Consider the following 16,580-nt stretch of genomic DNA (forward strand, 5'->3'; position numbering starts at 1 on the left):
AGGAGCGGTCGGATGCGGTCGGAAACGGACAGAACCTGAGTGCGCCCGCGCACGCTAGGAAAAAGAGGAGCACGACCCTCTCGCTGGACGCCATGGCGTCCGTGGCCTACGGGCCCGAGGCGATCGTGCTCGTCCTCGCCGCCGCCGGCGCGCACGGGCTCGGCTTCACCCTGCCGGTCACGCCGGCCGTCGCCGCCCTGCTCGCGGTGCCGGTCGCCTCGTACCAGCAGGTCATCGCGGCCTTCCCGGACGGCGGCGGGTCGTACGCCGTGGCCAGGACGCATCCGGGGGCGCGGACCGGTCAGGCCTCCGACGAGAAGGTCACCGCGCTCGACGCCGGCGCCGACGACTACGTCACCAAGCCCTTCAGCACGGACGAGCTGCCGGCCCGCCTGCAGGCCGCCGTCCGCCGTCCGCCGTCCGCCGTCCGCCGTACCGAGGACACCCCGCTCTGATGCCGGAGCCGGCCCTGGTGGAGACGGCGGACTTCAGCATCGACCTGCTCGCGTCGGCCTGTGGCCGTCTTCCCCCTGCCTAGACTGAGGGGCGCGCACACCGATGACACGGCGGACGGGGGAGGACTGTGGCGCAGATCGCCGACGGTTTCGAGGATCCGTCCGCCGAGGTGCTCGCGCAGGCCGCCGCCGCCTTCGGGCTGCTGGCGGCGGCGCCCCGGCTGCACATCATGTGGGTGCTGGCCCAGGGCGAGAGCGATGTGAGCCGGCTCGCGGACCGGGTGGGCGGTGCGCTGCCCGCGGTCAGCCAGCACCTGTCGAAGCTGAAGCTCGCCGGTCTCGTCCGCTCCCGCCGCGAGGGCCGGCGGCAGATCTACTACGTCGGCGACCCCGATGTCGTCACGGTCGTACGGGTGATGGTGGGTCAGCTCGCCGAGCGCGCCGGAGAAGCGCCCGCGCCGGCGGCGCTGCTGCAGGGAACCGGTGCCTAGGATCGCGCCGGCCTGGGGAGAGGATGCCGGGACACCGGTGTCCGGGGCCGTGCCCGAAGCACTGGCCGCGAGTGATTCCGGGGACGCGGGTGCGGCGACCGCGCTGCAGGTGCTGCGGCGGCTGGACACCGGGCCGCGCGGGCTGACGGAGGACGAGGCCGCGCTGCGCCTGGCCCGGGTCGGGGCGAACACACTGCCGGACCGCGAGGACGCCTCCTGGCCGCGGCTGCTGCTGCGGGGCCTGCGCGATCCGTTCACCGCGGTGCTGCTGTGTCTCGCCGTGGTCTCCGCCGCCGTGTCCGCCTGGTCCACCGCCTGTGTGATCCTGGCGCTGGTCGTGACCAGCACCGTGTTGCGGGCCTCCGGCGAGCACCGCGCCGACCGGTCCATGGCCCACCTGCGCGAGCTGGTCGCCACCACGTCGACCGTGCTGCGGCGGGCCGGCGAGGACGCGGCCCCCGTCGCCCGGGAGATCCCGGTGGCGGACCTGGTCCCCGGTGACATCGTCCGGCTCGGCCCGGGGGACCTGGTCCCGGCGGACGTACGGCTGCTGCGCGCCCGGGGCCTGACCGTGCACCAGTCGGCGCTGACCGGGGAGTCTGTCCCCGTCGCCAAGCAAGCGGCCGATGCCGCCAAGCACGCGGCCGATGCCGTCGGGCCGGGCGGGACCGGGGTGTTCGGGCAGCCGCAGCTGTGTTTCCAGGGCAGCAGCGTCGCCACCGGCAGCGGTACGGCGGTCGTGGTGGACACCGGCGGGCGCACCCGGTTCGCGGCGGCTCATGACCGTACGGCCGGGCAGCGCGAGGCGAGCGCCTTCGACCGGTCCGTGTACGGCATCTCGTGGATCCTGATCCGCTTCATGCTCCTCACCCCGCCGCTGGTGCTGATGACCAACGCGGCGCTGCGCGACCGGGGGCTGGAGACCCTGCCGTTCGCGGTGGCGGTGGCGGTGGGGCTGACGCCGGAGATGCTGCCGGTCGTCGTCACCACCTGCCTGGCCCGCGGGGCGGCGCTGCTGGCCCGCGCGCACGGGGTGATCGTCAAACGGCTCCCGGCCCTGCACGACCTGGGCGCGGTCGACGTGCTGTGCCTGGACAAGACGGGCACCCTCACCCAGGACCGGCCGGTGGTCGAACGGGGCCTGGACGCGGCCGGCGCCGACGGTCCCGAGGCGGTGCGCTGGGCCGCCGTCAACGCCTGGTGGACCCTGCAGATCGCCGAACTGCCCGAGCCCGACGCCCTGGACGAGGCGGTCCTGGACGCGGCCGACGAGGACGACCTCATGGCGTACGACGGGGTCGCGGCGCTGCCGTTCGACCCCGTGCGCCGGCTGTCCACGGCCGTGGTGCGCACCCCGGGCCGGCTGGGCACGCACACGCTCGTCGTCAAGGGTGCCGTGGAGGCCGTCCTGGAGCGCTGCGCCCTGCGGCCGGAGGAGGCGCGGCGGCTCACGGACCTCGCCGACCGGGCCGCGCGGGAGGGCCTGCGGGTGCTGGCGGTCGCCACCGCCGAACGCCCGGCCCGGCTGCGCGACTACACCCCGGCCGACGAACGCGGCCTGGACTTCCGCGGCTTCGTCACCCTGCGCGACGCCCTCGCGCCCACCGCCGCGCCGGCCCTCGCCGCGCTCGCCGACCGCGGTGTCACCGTCAAGATCCTCACCGGCGACCACCCCGGCACCGCCGCCCGCGCCTGCCGTGACCTGGGCATCGCCCTCGGTGAGGACGCGGTGGTCACCGCCGACCGCACCGACGGCCTGACCGACGCCGAACTGGCCGGACTCGCCGCCCGTACGACCGTCTTCGCCCGCTGCACCCCGGAGCACAAGGCGCGGATCAGCGCCGCGCTGCGCACCGGCGGGCACACGGTGGGCTTCCTCGGGGACGGCGTCAACGACGTGTCCGCGCTGTGGGCGGCCGACGTCGGCATCGCCCCGCGCGACGCCACCGACGTGGCCCGGGAGGGCGCCGACGTGGTGCTCGCCGAGAAGGACCTCACCGCCGTCGACCACGCCATCTCCGTGGGCCGGCTGAGCGGGGGCAACATCGCCACGTATCTGCGCGTCATCCTGTCGTCGAACCTCGGCAACGTCGTCGCGATGCTCGCCGCCGGCCTGCTGCTGCCCTTCCTGCCGATGCTCCCGGCCCAGGTGCTGGTGCAGAACCTGTGCTTCGACACGGTGCAGCTCGCCTTCGCCTACGACCGCCCCCACCCGGCCGTGCTGCGCCGGCCGGCCGTCCTCGACCCGCGTGCCCTGCTGCGCTTCATCACCGGGTTCGGCCTGCTCAACGCGGCGGCCGACCTCGCGACCTTCGGTGTCCTGGCGCTCGCCCTGCACGGCCGGGGGCCGGGGGACGACGAGGCGGTCTTCCACTCCGGCTGGTTCACCGAGAACCTGATCACCCAGAGCCTGGTGATGCTGCTGCTGCGCACCGGCCGCCGGCTGTTCGAGGACCGCCCGCCCGGACCGGTCGGCTGGACGGCGGCCGCCCTGGCGGTCATCGGCCTGGTCCTGCCGCCCTCCCCGCTCGGCCCGCTGCTCGGTCTGACGGCGCTCCCACCCGAGTATTACCTGCTTCTCACCATCGTCCTGGCGCTGTACGCCGGTGCGCTCGTCCTGGCCCGCACACGCCACGAACGGCAGCTCACCGGCCAGGATTAACCCGCTGAAAGCGGGCGTCTTCCGGCGCCGACGCCCTGGGTGCCGGGCGGCCCGGGCCGGTGTGTCGCGCGCTCCATCCGGACCCGGCCCGGTTTTTACACTCGTGTAGTAGCTTCTGCGCCCGGAGCCGCCCGTCGCGCGCTGTCCTCGGCTCCCCCCTGTCGCGCACCTGGAGTCGAAGGCCGGCCGATGTCCGTTCTGACCTATCCCGAAGCCGTGGGCGTCGGCCTGCTGCAAGGCGTCACCGAACTGTTCCCCGTCTCCAGCCTGGGGCACAGCATCCTGATACCCGCGCTGCTCGGCGGGCACTGGAAGCACGACCTGGACGTCTCCGCCGCGGACTCCCTCTACCTCAACGAGCTGGTCGGCCTCCACCTGGCCACCGCGCTCGCGCTCGTCGTCTACTTCTGGCGGGACTGGGTACGGGTGATCCGCGGCCTCGCCACGTCCATCACCCAGCGGCGGATCGAGACCGTGGACCAGCGGCTCGCCTGGCTGATCGTCACCGCGTGCGTCCCGGTCGCGGTCGCCGGTGTCGCGCTCGACAAGGTGTTCCGTACGACGCTCGGGCGTCCGGTTCCCACCGCGATCTTCCTGGCGCTCAACGGCATCGTGCTCTTCGTCACCGAGCAGCTGCGGCGCGGCGGGACCGGCCGCAGACGGGCCGGCGCCGCCGTCGCCCCCGGGGAGGAGCATCTGTCCGAGGAGGAGCTGTCCGACCTGCGGATCACCCGGATGACCTTCAAGCAGGCCCTCACGATCGGCGCGGCCCAGATCCTCGCCCTCCTCCCCGGCATCAGCCGCTCCGGCTCCACCATCAGCGCGGGCATCTTCAAGGGCCTGGGCCACGAGGACTCCGCGCGCTTCGCGTTCCTGCTCGCCACCCCGGTGATCGGCGGAGCCGCGCTGCTCAAGCTGCCGCCGCTGCTCGGCTCCCAGGGCGACGGCCTGCGCGGTCCGCTGCTGGCGGGCAGCGTGGCCGCGTTCGTGGCGGCCTACTTCGCCACCCGCTACCTCGTCCGCTACTTCGAGAACCGCACCCTGATCCCGTTCGCGATCTACTGCTCCGTCGCGGGGCTCGGCAGCCTGGCCTACTTCACCCTCGCCTGACCCCCGCCTCCCCGGTCACGGCCGCACAACCCGCGCCCCGGCCCGCAGGCCACAGGGTGCCGGCCTTCCTGACGTGCGGCCTCTCGGCCGCCGTGGCGAGGCCGGCGTCAGCGCTCGGGTGTGTGCCGTGCGGGGTGGACGCCCCGGGTCTGACGGCACCGTCTTCGTGAGGTCGACCCCGGGGGTCACGGCCCCGCGCAGACCCGCGATCCCGTCCACCAGGCCGGCAGGTTCTTCGACGCGCTGGTCGAGGTGCCCCACTACCCGGACCTGCCGGTCACCGTGGCCGCGCAGAAGGTGCGGCGCAGCGGCTAGCCGGAAGCCCATGCACGCCACGAGGGCACGGCGGCGACGCCGGCCGCGGTGCTGACCGGGCGTGAGGGGCCCGCGCTCAGCTGCACGGTGAGCGGGGCGGGGACGAGCGATGCCGACGTCGCCGCGGCCGCCCGGGGCGGGCGGTGTGACGTACCCGGTCGACACGGCGGCCGATGTCAGGCCTGCACAGGCCGCTGGACCTTGATCGACTGAAGGAGCCCCACGGCCACCCACACGGCGAACATGGACGAGCCGCCGTAGGAGACGAAGGGCAGCGGGATGCCCGCCACCGGCATGATGCCGAGGGCCATGCCGATGTTCTCGAAGGACTGGAAGGAGAACCAGGCGACGATCCCGGCGGCGACGATCGTGCTGTACAGCTCGGTCGATTCGCGGGCGATACGGCAGGCCCGCCACAGGATGACCCCGATCAGGACGATGATCAGCCCGCCGCCGAGGAAGCCCAGCTCCTCCCCGGCGACCGTGAACACGAAGTCCGTCTGCTGCTCCGGCACGAACTGCCCGGTGGTCTGCGCCCCGTGGAAGAGCCCCTCCCCGGTGAGGCCGCCGGACCCGATGGCGATCCGGGCCTGGTTGGTGTTGTAGCCCACGCCCGACGGGTCCAGACTCGGGTCGGCGAAGGCGGCGAAGCGGTTGATCTGGTACTGGTCCAGCAGATGCAACTGCCAGATGGCGACCGCCCCGAGGACCCCGATGCCGAGCAGGCCGAAGACCCAGCGGTTGGACGCGCCCGAGGCGAGCAGCACGCCCAGGATCGTGACGGTCATGACCATCGTCGAGCCGAGGTCGGGCATCATCATGACGACCATGATCGGTACGGCGGCCAGGCCCAGCGCCTGGATCACGGTGCGGTGGTCGGGATACGTCCGGTCGCCCGCGTCGACCTGCGCCGACAGCAGCATCGCCATGCCCAGCACGATCGCGACCTTCACGAACTCCGAGGGCTGGAGCGAGAACCCGCCGCCCAGCACGATCCAGTTGCGGTTGCCGTTGATGGTCGCGCCGAGCGGGGTGAGCACGGCCAGCACACCCGCGAGGGACAGACCGTAGAGGACCGGCACGGCGTTGCGCAGGCCGCGGTGGCCCAGCCACAGGGTGCCGGCCATCAGGACGAACCCGATGCCCAGGTTCATCAGATGCCGGACCAGGAAGTAGTGCGGGTCGCCCTGGTTGATGGTGGTGCGGTTGCGGGTCGCGGAGTAGACGAGCAGCGAGCCGATGAACGACAGCGCGAGAGCGGACAGCAGTATCGGCCAGTCCAGCCGGCGGACCACGGAATCGCGCGCGAAGAGCCGCGTCCACCGGGGCCGTTGGGGCCCGTATCCCGAGACGGAGAAGCTCTTCACGCTGGTCATGTCAGCTGCCTCCGGCGTCCCCGCGTGTGTGGTTCGCCGGAATGCTAGCTGCTTAGTTGCGTAAAACGGCAAATGTGGGACCCGCCGGAACGTAAGAGTCGGGTGTCAGATGGCCGGCTTGGTGAGAAGCAGCTCGGTGTTGTGGTCGGCGGCGGTACCGATGCGGGTGGCGGGGGTGGCGTAGGGGTCGTTGTAGGCGAGTTCGCGGTACAGGGCGGCGAGACCGGGGTCGGAGGTGTCGGCGAAGTCGGTCCGGTAGGGGGCGGCGGACTCGATGAGGGTGGTGAAGAGGGAGAGCGTGCCGTCGTGGTTGTCGGCGATCTCGATGATCCGGGCGTGGTGCGGATAGTCCACGTGCGAGGCGGTGTTGATCTCCCAGAAGGCGCGCTCCGGGACGGTGTGGCCGTGCGCCATGATCTGGTTGGTGTGGGTGTGCCCGTTGACCCAGGCCACGACGTTCGGGAACCGCTGGAGCAGCGCGACGAGCTCGGCCCCGCTGTGGCGCCCCTCGAAGGGCCGGTACGGATCGGGCAGCAGGTTCCCCATGGTGCCGCTGGTGTGATGACTGAACACGACGACGAGCCGACCCCCGGATCCGCCCCGCACCACATGCCCGTCGCTGTCGTACCAGTACCCGCTGTTGGCCTTGAGAACGGACTCCAGCCAGTGGAGCTGCGCCGTACCGAGGGAGCCGTCGGCGAATCCGGCGCGGTTGGTGGTGTCGAGGCTGATGCCGAGGATGCCGTCGGCGAGGTCGAAGGTGTAGTAGAGCCGCCCGCTGTCGGCGGACTCCTGGCTGAACCCGTGCCCGTGGGGCCCGGCACCGGTGTGGGCGGGATCGAGGTGGGCCCGGGCGAACTCGGCGGGCGTGAACGGATGCCGCCGCTCATCGGGCGTGACGCTGCGCACCGCACCGCCCTCGCTCAGCAGCTTGCCGAGCAGAAGGACGGCCTGCCCCGGGTCGTGCCGCAGGGCATCCGCGAGCCGCGCCGCGGTGGCGTCGTCACACCCCTCGATCTTCCGCGACCCGGTGTAGAGGTCGTTGAGCAGACCGAGGTCGGGCAGGCTGCCCTCGATGCTGTCGTCGTGGTTGCCGACCGTGGTGTACCAGGGGACGCTCAGCCCGGGCGCGTCGAAGGGCCGGATGGCGGAGCCGAGCAGCCCGGGTATGTGCGGCAACCCCTTGGCCTTGTAGGCGTCCTGAAGCCCGGACTCGGGATTCCAGAACAGCCCGCTCCCGGAGTTCTGGACGCCTTCGTACCGCCCGGGATCCCCCGTGTTGGGAGTGACTCGCCCGCCGCTCATGACGGTGAGATACCAGTCGAGCTCGATCCGCTCGTGGTTGTCGGTGTTGTCCCCGGTGGCCATGACGAACCGGAACGGCAGCCCGGTGTACGGCCCTTGCCGCACCGCGTTGACCCGCTCGACCAGTGACGAGGCGCCCCGCACGGTCAGCGTCTCCTGCGGCCGGTGCGCGCTGTCGTTGAGCCGCGCCAGATACTCGAACCGCACCGGCGACTCGGTGTCCGTCAGATGCAGGTCGGTGAACTGCACGAAGGAGGCGAGCCCGGCCCGCCGCCCGTCCCGCCCGCCGTCGGCACCGCGCAACTCCTGACGCACCACGAGCGGCCACCCGGGCCCGGCCACCAACCGCTTGTAGGCCCCGTCCCCGACAGGCATGGCGACCTGCTCGAGCGTAGTCCCGCCGATCCGCACGGCCCGCCGGGCACTCCCGGCCAGGGCCCGCTCCAGCGCCACGGCCCGCCCGGACCACAGACCGACTCCGGCCCCCGCCCCGGCAACCCCGGCCACGAACCGCCGCCGACTGATCCCACTCATGAATCCCCCTGTTCACGAAGGCATGTGCTCCGACCACCGGAGCCTCGGTCTGCCCGTCGCGCCGAACCTTACTGACGGGTAGTTACGTGTCCAGGGGGCGGACGGAAACTTGGGGGAATCAGGGAGGAACGAAGGAGACCGTGTTCACTCAACTGCCTTATTGTCCTTACGTCTTGACGTCCCCCGTCGTTCCGAGTTGGCTTCCGCCACCTGGGTTGCCAGATGCTCCCCCTCCGCTCGGAAGGCACCTGCAGTGAACGCTCCTGCCCCCCACAGAACCCCCGTGCGGCACGCCGCGGTCGCCCTGGCCGCCTCCGTCTCGGCTCTCACACTCGCGGCGTGCGGCGCCCTCGGCAACGTCGTCGGGGGGAGCGGCGGCTCTGCCTCCCCGAAGGGGGACGACATCACGGTGGGGCTGCTCCTGCCGGACAAGGACACGGCGCGCTTCGAGAGGTTCGACCACCCCATCATCGAGAAGGAGGTCGCCGCCCTCACGCACGGCAAGGGCAAGGTCGTCTACGCCAACGCCGAGGCGAGCCCGGCCACACAGAGTCGCCAGTTCCAGCAGATGGTGGCCGACAAGGTCGACGTCATCCTGGTGGACGCGCTGGACGCCAGGGCCATCGCGCCGGATGTGCAGAAGGCCAAGGACGCGGGCATACCGGTCATCGCGTACGACCGCCTCGCGCAGGGCCCGATCGACGCGTACGTCTCCCACGACAACGAACTCGTCGGCCAGGTGCAGGCCCGGGCCATCATCAAGGCGCTCGGTCCGAAGGCGCCGAGCAGCAAGATCGTCATGATGAACGGCGACCCCGCCGACCCGAACACGGCCCGCTTCAAGGAAGGCGCGCTCGGCGAACTCCAGGGCCAGGTGGACATCGTCGCGCAGTACGACACCGACAAGTGGTCGCCCGCGATCGCCAAGGCGAACATGAAGAAGGCGATCCGGTCGGTCGGGCTGGGCAGCATAGCCGCCGTCTACTCGGCGAACGACGGCATGGCGGGCGCCGTCATCGACGCGCTGAAGGAGGCGGGCGCGACCAGGATCCCGCCGGTGACCGGGCAGGACGCGAACCTGGACGCGGTGCAGCGGGTCGTCTCGGGCGAGCAGTACATGACCGTGTACAAGTCGTTCCTGGACGAGGCCACCGACGCCGCGCAGCTGGCGGTGGACAAGGTCAAGGGAAAGGACATCCAGTTCGACGCGCTGACCCGCGACACGGTCGACAGCCCGACGACGAAGAAGATCCCCGCGCGACTCGTGCCGGTGGTCGCCCTCACGAGGGCCACCATCAAGGCGACGGTGATCGCGGACGGCGTCTACTCCGTCCAGGACATCTGCACACCGGCGTACGCGGCGGACTGCGCTGCCATCGGCCTGAAGTAGTACTGATCTAGTAGGGAACCGTGTTGCACCAGGTCTGCGCCCAGGCGGAGGCGCCGTACGTGTTGGCCGCGCGCACGGTGATGCAGATCTTGTCGCCCGAGTACGGGCCGTTGATCGTGTAGCTGGTGTTGCTGGTGGAGTAGACGGTGTCGACGTTCTTCGCCGTGAAGTTGCTGCCCTTGTTGGTGTAGTGGATGTCGTAGCGGGTCGCGCGGGAGACCGCCGTCCAGCTCGCCCTGATCGGCATGTCGCACGCTCCGACGCAGGAGTTCGTGTACGCGAGGTTGTAGCTCTTCAGGTCGGGCGGCGGGGAGCCGGCGGACGAACCGGAGGAACCCGAGGACGAGTCACCGGAGCCGGACGAGCTTCCTGCGGTCGTGTCCGAGGAGGCGCGTGACGAGCCGCGGCCGGAGGTGTCCCCTCCGGCCGCCCCCGCGCTCCCGCCGCCTCCCGCCGCCTTGTCGCCGTTCGTGGCGTTCTTGCCGCCGTCGGAACCCGTTTCCTTCTTGTCCTTCCCGTTCCTCCCGTCGGACGTCTTCGACGGTGAACCACTGGTCGTCACAGGCGAGTTACTGCCGTCCGGCGTGGGACTCACGCTGCTGCCCGGCGACTGGGCGTGGGCTCCGCCCCGGTCGCTGCCCCGGTGCCAGGGCTGGAGCACGACCATCGTGGTCCCACCGACGGTGAGGACGACGACCACGGGCAGGGCGATGAAGGTGCGGCGGCGGCGCGGGCGGCGTTCACGCTCTTCCGGGTCGGCGCCGCCGCTGCCCGGCGCGACGACCACGGGCGGCTCGGACCGCGGGCGCAGGTCCGCGGTCGCCCGGTCCATGGACTCCTCGTGCAGCGGCCGCACCTCGGCGTCGAGCAACTCGGCGGTCTGCTTCGCGATGCGCGCCAGGACGTCGGCGGGCAGCCACGCCTTGCCGGCGGCCGAGGGCCGAGCCCGCTCCGGGTCGGCCAACAGCTCGTCCACATCGGGCCGTTGCCCGGCGTCCTTGGTCAGACACCGAGTGATGAGCGCCCGCAGAGCGGGGTCCTCGACACCCTCCAGATCCGGCTCGTCCTGCACGATCTGGTACATGACCGCGTGCTGGTTGCTGGCCCGGTGCCCGAAAGGCAGCCGCCCCGTCGCCGCGTACGTGAGCACACACCCGAGGGTGAACACATCGCTCCCGGGCCCGGCGCTCTGCCCCTGGATCTGCTCGGGCGACATGAAGCCGGGCGTGCCGATGACCATCCCCGTACTGGTCAGAAGCGACTCGACGGAGGTCTCCAGGGCCCGCGCGATCCCGAAGTCGATGACCTTGACCCCGTCCACGGTCAGCATGACGTTCGACGGCTTCAGGTCGCGGTGCACGATCCCCGCGTCATGGATGTCCTTCAGCGCGCGCAGCAACCCGTCGGCGAGGGTGGGCAGGGACTCGGGGGCCAACGGGCCGTACCCCCGCACGACCTGCTCCAGCGAGAGACCCGGCACATACCCGGTGGCGACCCACGGCGGCTCCTCGTCGGGCCCGGCGTCGAGCACGGGTGCCGTGTACCGCTCGGCGACCCGGCTCGCGGCCTCGATCTCCCGCCGGAACCGCGCCCGGAACCGCGCGTCCGACACATGCTCCTCGTGCACCACCTTCACGGCGACGGTGCGCCCGCCGTCGGACCGTGCGAGAAACACCCTCCCCATGCCTCCGGCACCGAGCCGCCCGAGCAGCAGGTACGGCCCGATCCGCGCCGGGTCCAGGGCGGTGAGCGGTTCGACACCCCCGCCGAAGCGGTCGTCCCGCCGGGTCTCCCGCTTGCCGCGCCCGTCTCCGTTCGTGCCGCTCATACTGGTATGACTCCCCCGCCTCTTGCCGACCCGGTCGATCGGCGTAACGCCGTTGAGAATAGAGGTCGTTGATGATCCCGGTGGAGAACGAGGAAGCGCGGGCGGAAGCAACGGTTCTGTGGCTCAGGCAGCGTCGGCGAGGCGCTGCTCGCGCCGACGGCAGTCCCGGCAGTGGCCGGCTTCCGCCGAGCGGAATCCCCGGTCGCAACCGTCGCAGTTGCGCATGGGCACGACGGCCGGACCCGCGGGGGGTTCCGCGCCTCTTGCCGGTGCGGGCAGGGGAGTCTCCCTGAGCCGGTAGGCGAGGATGCCGACCGGACGGGTCAGGAGCTGGTCCGGGAGCCTCGCGCTGAGGTGGTCGGTGATCTGCGTGGGAAGAAGGCCTGCCGCGAGCCACCGGGTGACGGCCGGGGCGAGGCGGGCGGCCTCCTGCTCGGACAGGACAAGGCGGGGGTCGACCCGGCGCAGGGCCGCGAGTACGGCGACGGCTCGGGGGTCGGCGTCGGTGAGCGGTACCGGCGTCTCCGCCTCGGCCGGGGCGGGCGCCTGCGCCGTTTCCCGCACGGCTGCCGCCGCCGGCGTGACCGCCGCAGCGGCGGGCCGCTTCCGGGGCCGACGCGGTGTGGGCGGCTCGGGCGGGCCGTCCGGATCAGGCTCGGGATCGCCGCAGGGGACGTCGTAGAAGTACGTCCGGGTACGGACCTGCCCGCTGGGCGTCCGCTCGCGGCGGCGCTCCAGGTAACCGGCTTCTTCGAGTTCCCTGAGCGCTCGCGAGATGAGGATCTCGCCCTCACTGAAGTGCTCGCATAAGGCGGTGATGCTCACGAGGGCGCCGTCGGGCAGGGAGAGGATGTACGCCGCGACACCGACCGTGACCGCGCTGCCGCGCCGTTGCGCGAGGTCGTTGGAGATCACGGTGAAGTCGGCGGTGAGCCGGGTGCGGACGTGGATCACGCCGGAGGTCGGTGCTCCGGCGGCGGCGCGCAGGGGCGCGTTAGACTGCGGGTCAGCCATCGGGAAGGGTCTCTGCTTCCTGATCGGTCAGGCCCTCGATCGGGACGGCAATCCCGGCCGGGGGCCGATGTCTGTGTGCGGTTGTCGCGGCGAACGTAACCGCCCGAATCCCGCGCTTGCAAGCCGGTCACTCGGACGGGTGACGCGGGCCGCGCGGCTGGGGAGGGCGGGTGGGCGGGTAGTTCTTTCCCCCGGTTCTTTGGGGAGGCCAGTGGCCTGCCGGGCCCTCGCGGACAGGGGCCCGGTGAGCCCGGGGCGCGGACGGCGACCAGAGCCCGGCGGACTCAGCGACGGTGGCCGCCGGCCTTCAACTCGCCTGTGAAGGCGGCCCAGGCGGCGGCTTCGAAGCACAGTGCCGGACCGTGCGGGACCTTGCTGTCACGGACGGGGGCAGCGCTGCCGCAGGGTCAGGATGATCGGTGAGCAGATCTTCCGACTGCGATCTAGCGTTCTGCTTTTTGGAGCTTGCTCACGGACGCTTTCGCCACCTCTTGGAGCAGGTTGGGGTAATACGCGTCATGTGCGAACACTGTGATGGCGAGCGATACGGTGCCCACTCGCACCAAGCCCATGGTCACGCATTCGCCCAACCTGCCAGAAATCAGACCGACACGGGTAACGGTGGAATCGTCGCCCATGACCGGCAGTGTCAGCGGGGCCACGTTCATGCGCTGCGTTCCATCTGTGAGATGGGGGCATCCCTTGGCGGAACTGCGAGTTTCGTTGATGACCCGCTGCGCATCGGCCGATGAGGCATGGCCGACCAACGAGACCCTGATACGCATCGTTCCGGCGGTCGTGTTGGCAGTGAAGGCCCTACCCAGCTCGGAAGAGGGATGGTAGGAGTCAGCGGACGCGTTGGAAGCGTTCAGGAATTCCGTGCAGACCGGCCCCCCAGAGCTCGCTGTGAGCCTCCGGCTCATGATCCCGTTACTGTCCCGGGCTGTGTCGGCTCGCAGGCCCGGAACATCTGCGGCGGTTATCACGGCAGCCTTGAGCTGGCTCTCCGTCATCGGCGTCCCACTCGCCACCGAAGGTGAAGCGGCACTCGCTTGTGAGCCGGTGAGGTTGGTACTCGACTGCGTCGACCGCCTCGCAGCAGTTGGCGCAGGCTTTTGGGGTGACTGGGCCGTTCCGCTGCCACTGCTGCACGCGGACACCGGGACAATGCCCAGCGAGAGAACCGCTGCGCACGCAACGCGCCTAGCCTTGAGATTCACGGCCCCAACCCCTGGGTCATCAGTTCGATCAGCGCAGGCAGTGTAACGGTCGTGACCCCTCGGTCCAGGAGCGCAAGACGCTGGCCCGCGCCGGCGGCACCTCATGCCGCCGACTCGTCGGGCACTCCGGGACGGCCGTGACGGAGGAGGTCTACCGGAAGCAGATCCGGCCCGTGATCCAGACCGGGGCCGTGGTCATGGACGGGATCTTCGGCGCCGACTCGCGACGGCCGTAGTCACTCAGAAATCGATAGTCACGCAGATAGACACACAGCAAAGCCAGAGGGCCCTCACCGACTCGGTAAGGGCCCTCTGACCTGCTACTTGGCTGTCGGGGTGGCGGGATTTGAACCCACGACCTCTTCGTCCCGAACGAAGCGCGCTGCCAAGCTGCGCTACACCCCGGTGTCGCTGCTGTGCTGCTTGTCGCGGCGACGTCGTTTACTTTAGCCCACCGGTGGCTGTAGACGAAATCCGGTTTAGACGCGGCGGCGGACCGGGGTCGGGCGGGTGTGGTCCAGGGCCACCAGGAGGACGGCCAGGGCGTAGATCGCGAGGCCCAGGAGGAGGGCGTTGGCCAGGGTGCTGCGGTAGCCGTGGGTGGCGACGTCCAGGAACGGGTAGAGGTAGCGGTCGGGGGCCGAGGGGGCGAGGAACGCCGGGCGGATCAGGGAGAAGGCCAGGTAGGCCAGGGGGTAGAGGAGCCAGGTCGCGGCCTGGCGGAGGTGCAGGCGGGCCGCGGGGGTGAGCAGCAGCCAGTCCAGGACGGCCGCCAGCGGGGTCACCGTGTGCAGGATCTGCAGGGTCGTCCACGCGCCGTGCCAGCGGGCCGGGAGCGTCGTCGCGCCGGTCATGGAGAACGGGGGCGTCGTGTGGGCCAGCAGCAGGTGGTAGACCAGCGCGGTGATCACGGCGTAGAGCATGGTGGCGCCTGTCACGCCCGACGGCAGCGGCCGGCGGGCCCGCCAGGCCCTGCGCGCCGACAGGAGCATGACCACGGCCAGCAGGATGTTCGTCTGGACGCCGAAGTAGCTCAGTGTGCGGGCCGGCGTGCCCAGCAGGAGTTCCAGGGCCACGCCGCCGGCCGCGGCCAGGGCGGTCAGCAGGCGGAGGAGCGCGACCACGGGGCGGCGGACCGGCGCCACCACCGCCGTGGCCGGGACCGGGGAGGGCAGCAGCAGGGGCGGGCCCGGGACCGCGGGCAGGTCCGGGATCTCCCTGGGTATGGGGGCGGTCATGCCCTCACGCTAGGAGCGGGGGAGGGGTGCGGCCATGCGGGCTGCTCCGGGTGGGTTACGGAACCCCGTCCGGCCCACTCCGGGGAAACCACTCCGGGGAAACCCCGCTACCCCCGCCCCACCAGCGTCAGCAACGTCGCCTCCGGCGGGCACGCGAAGCGGACCGGGGTGTAGCGGTTCGTGCCGCAGCCCGCCGAGACGTGGAGGTACGACGTCCTGCCCTCCGCCGTGTGCGTCGACAGACCCTTCACGCGGTCCGTGTCCAGGTCGCAGTTGGTGACCAGGGCGCCGTAGAAGGGGATGCACAGCTGGCCGCCGTGGGTGTGGCCGGCCAGGACCAGGGGGTAGCCGTCCGCGGCGTAGGCGTCCAGCACCCGCAGGTACGGCGCGTGCACCACACCCATCGAGAAGTCGTACGTCTCCGAGGGGCCGCCGGCCACCCGGGCGTAGCGGTCGCGCTTGATGTGCGGGTCGTCCAGGCCGGTCAGCTCGATCGACGCGCCCTCGACCTTCAGCACGCCCCGCGTGTTGGTCAGGTTCAGCCAGCCCGCCGTGTCGAAGCCGTCCCGCAGGTCCTCCCACGGGTTGTGGATGGCGCCGACCACCGGCGGGTTGCCGTTCAGGCCGTGGCGGCCGCTCGTCTTCTCCAGCAGGTAGCGGGCGGGATTGCGGGGTTTGGGGCCGTAGTAGTCGTTGGAGCCGAAGACGTACGCGCCCGGGAACTCCATCAGGGGGCCGAGGGCGTCCAGCACTTCCGGCACGGCCTCGGGATCCGACAGGTTGTCGCCCGTGTTGATCACGAAGTCCGGGCGCAGGCCGGCCAGCGACTGCAGCCAGCGCTGCTTCTTGCGCTGCCCGCCCACCATGTGGATGTCGGAGACCTGGAGCACGCGCAGCGGGCGCATGCCCGGCGGGAGGACCGGGACCGTCACCCGTCGCAGGCGGAAGGAGCGGGCCTCGAAGCCCGCCGCGTACGCCAGCCCGGCGGCGCCTGCCGCCATGATTCCCAGAGGTACTCCGTATCGCGCGCGCATACGTCCATCGTGTCAGACCCCGGAAGCGCGGGAAGACCGGCGGGCCCCTAAATGAACGGGCGTTCGGCCCTGCACACCTGCGACAATCGACCCCATGACCACCACGCTCAAGTCGAAGCTGCACGACGACCTCAACGCCGCGATCAAGGAGCGCGACGAGCTCCGCTCCTCGACGCTCCGGCTGACGCTTGCCGCGATCACCAAGGAGGAGGTCGCGGGCAAGGAGAAGCGGGAGCTCTCCGACGACGAGGTCCTCAAGGTGATCACCCGTGAGGCGAAGAAGCGGCGCGAGGCGGCCGATGCCTTCGAGCAGGGCGGTCGTCCCGAGTCGGCCGAGCGGGAGAAGGCGGAGGGTGAGGTTCTTGCCGCGTACCTGCCCAAGCAGCTGTCCGACGAGGAGCTGACCGCGATCGTCGCCGAGGCCGTGGCCGAGGCGAAGGCGGCCGGTGCCGAGGGCCCGAAGGCCATGGGCGCCGTCATGAAGATCGCGAACGCGAAGGTGGCCGGCCAGGCCGAGGGCGGCCGCGTCGCCGCCGCGGTGAAGCAGCTGCTGCTCCAGGGCTGAGCCGATCGACGGGAACTGAGTACGGCGGCGGGGCCGCACCCCT

12 protein-coding genes, 1 tRNA gene and 2 pseudogenes are annotated in these 16,580 nt (G+C 71.4%); 6 read left to right on the forward strand and 9 right to left on the reverse strand.

All coding sequences use genetic code 11. The features are described from left to right. Positions 1-35 precede the first annotated feature (35 nt). The 4 genes and pseudogenes from ACH47Z_RS19375 to ACH47Z_RS19390 form a co-directional block, all read left to right on the forward strand. Positions 36-299: pseudogene (locus tag ACH47Z_RS19375) on the forward strand (amino acid permease); the annotation flags it as partial. Positions 300-583: 284 nt separating this feature from the next. Further along, positions 584-946 carry an ArsR/SmtB family transcription factor gene (locus ACH47Z_RS19380; RefSeq protein ID WP_399075101.1) on the forward strand — a complete coding sequence of 121 codons (363 nt, stop codon included), beginning with the start codon at positions 584-586 and terminating at the stop codon, positions 944-946. 49 nt (positions 947-995) lie between these two features. Beyond that, positions 996-3,608 carry a magnesium-translocating P-type ATPase gene (gene mgtA / locus ACH47Z_RS19385; protein WP_399075103.1) on the forward strand — a complete coding sequence of 871 codons (2,613 nt, stop codon included), beginning with the start codon at positions 996-998 and terminating at the stop codon, positions 3,606-3,608. A gap of 189 nt (positions 3,609-3,797) precedes the next feature. Continuing rightward, positions 3,798-4,718, forward strand: a complete 921-nt coding sequence (locus ACH47Z_RS19390; protein WP_399075105.1) for an undecaprenyl-diphosphate phosphatase — start codon at positions 3,798-3,800, stop codon at positions 4,716-4,718. A 491-nt stretch (positions 4,719-5,209) separates the two neighbouring features. On the opposite strand, the gene rodA is transcribed toward ACH47Z_RS19390, so the two are convergent. Beyond that, a complete protein-coding gene (gene rodA, locus ACH47Z_RS19395; protein WP_399075107.1) occupies positions 5,210-6,409 on the reverse strand; it encodes a rod shape-determining protein RodA in 1,200 nt (399 codons plus the stop codon). Positions 6,410-6,514: 105 nt separating this feature from the next. Beyond that, a complete protein-coding gene (locus ACH47Z_RS19400; protein WP_399075109.1) occupies positions 6,515-8,248 on the reverse strand; it encodes a TIGR03767 family metallophosphoesterase in 1,734 nt (577 codons plus the stop codon). Positions 8,249-8,531: 283 nt separating this feature from the next. Here ACH47Z_RS19400 and ACH47Z_RS19405 point away from each other — a divergent pair, with 283 nt between their 5' ends. After that, a complete protein-coding gene (locus ACH47Z_RS19405; protein WP_399075111.1) occupies positions 8,532-9,638 on the forward strand; it encodes a sugar ABC transporter substrate-binding protein in 1,107 nt (368 codons plus the stop codon). A 7-nt stretch (positions 9,639-9,645) separates the two neighbouring features. Here the strand turns inward: ACH47Z_RS19405 and ACH47Z_RS19410 are convergent, their stop codons facing one another. From ACH47Z_RS19410 to ACH47Z_RS19440, 7 genes and pseudogenes are all read right to left on the reverse strand, one after another. Continuing rightward, the gene (locus tag ACH47Z_RS19410; RefSeq protein WP_399075113.1) at positions 9,646-11,466 is read right to left on the reverse strand and encodes a protein kinase; all 1,821 of its coding nucleotides are present in this window, start codon (positions 11,464-11,466) and stop codon (positions 9,646-9,648) included. A 123-nt stretch (positions 11,467-11,589) separates the two neighbouring features. Next, on the reverse strand, positions 11,590-12,480 hold the full coding sequence (locus tag ACH47Z_RS19415) for a hypothetical protein (protein WP_399075115.1): 891 nt from the start codon (positions 12,478-12,480) through the stop codon (positions 11,590-11,592). A 284-nt stretch (positions 12,481-12,764) separates the two neighbouring features. Beyond that, a pseudogene (locus ACH47Z_RS19420) lies at positions 12,765-12,869 on the reverse strand (DUF397 domain-containing protein); the annotation flags it as partial. Between the two features lie 54 nt (positions 12,870-12,923). Continuing rightward, the gene (locus ACH47Z_RS19425) at positions 12,924-13,493 is read right to left on the reverse strand and encodes a hypothetical protein (RefSeq protein WP_399075117.1); all 570 of its coding nucleotides are present in this window, start codon (positions 13,491-13,493) and stop codon (positions 12,924-12,926) included. 538 nt (positions 13,494-14,031) lie between these two features. After that, positions 14,032-14,105, reverse strand: a tRNA-Pro gene (locus ACH47Z_RS19430). A 74-nt stretch (positions 14,106-14,179) separates the two neighbouring features. Then, complete coding sequence (locus ACH47Z_RS19435; protein WP_399075119.1) at positions 14,180-14,938, reverse strand: Pr6Pr family membrane protein; 759 nt, start codon at positions 14,936-14,938, stop codon at positions 14,180-14,182. A 107-nt stretch (positions 14,939-15,045) separates the two neighbouring features. Continuing rightward, positions 15,046-15,972 carry a metallophosphoesterase gene (locus ACH47Z_RS19440; RefSeq protein ID WP_399075121.1) on the reverse strand — a complete coding sequence of 309 codons (927 nt, stop codon included), beginning with the start codon at positions 15,970-15,972 and terminating at the stop codon, positions 15,046-15,048. 94 nt (positions 15,973-16,066) lie between these two features. Here ACH47Z_RS19440 and ACH47Z_RS19445 point away from each other — a divergent pair, with 94 nt between their 5' ends. Further along, positions 16,067-16,537, forward strand: a complete 471-nt coding sequence (locus tag ACH47Z_RS19445; protein ID WP_399075123.1) for a GatB/YqeY domain-containing protein — start codon at positions 16,067-16,069, stop codon at positions 16,535-16,537. The last annotated feature ends 43 nt before the right edge of the window (positions 16,538-16,580 follow it).

Source organism: Streptomyces sp. NPDC020192 (genome assembly GCF_044388685.1).
Taxonomy (GTDB): domain Bacteria; phylum Actinomycetota; class Actinomycetes; order Streptomycetales; family Streptomycetaceae; genus Streptomyces.

Bases quoted from the DNA above. Each gene is read 5' to 3' on its own strand.
- ACH47Z_RS19440 (WP_399075121.1), bottom strand. From the start codon at position 15,972: ATGCGCGCGCGATACGGAGTACCTCTGGGAATCATGGCGGCAGGCGCC.
- ACH47Z_RS19390 (WP_399075105.1), top strand. From the start codon at position 3,798: ATGTCCGTTCTGACCTATCCCGAAGCCGTGGGCGTCGGCCTGCTGCAA.
- ACH47Z_RS19400 (WP_399075109.1), bottom strand. From the start codon at position 8,248: ATGAGTGGGATCAGTCGGCGGCGGTTCGTGGCCGGGGTTGCCGGGGCG.
- ACH47Z_RS19445 (WP_399075123.1), top strand. From the start codon at position 16,067: ATGACCACCACGCTCAAGTCGAAGCTGCACGACGACCTCAACGCCGCG.
- ACH47Z_RS19425 (WP_399075117.1), bottom strand. From the start codon at position 13,493: ATGACGGAGAGCCAGCTCAAGGCTGCCGTGATAACCGCCGCAGATGTT.
- ACH47Z_RS19415 (WP_399075115.1), bottom strand. From the start codon at position 12,480: ATGGCTGACCCGCAGTCTAACGCGCCCCTGCGCGCCGCCGCCGGAGCA.
- ACH47Z_RS19410 (WP_399075113.1), bottom strand. From the start codon at position 11,466: ATGAGCGGCACGAACGGAGACGGGCGCGGCAAGCGGGAGACCCGGCGG.
- ACH47Z_RS19435 (WP_399075119.1), bottom strand. From the start codon at position 14,938: ATGACCGCCCCCATACCCAGGGAGATCCCGGACCTGCCCGCGGTCCCG.
- rodA (WP_399075107.1), bottom strand. From the start codon at position 6,409: ATGACCAGCGTGAAGAGCTTCTCCGTCTCGGGATACGGGCCCCAACGG.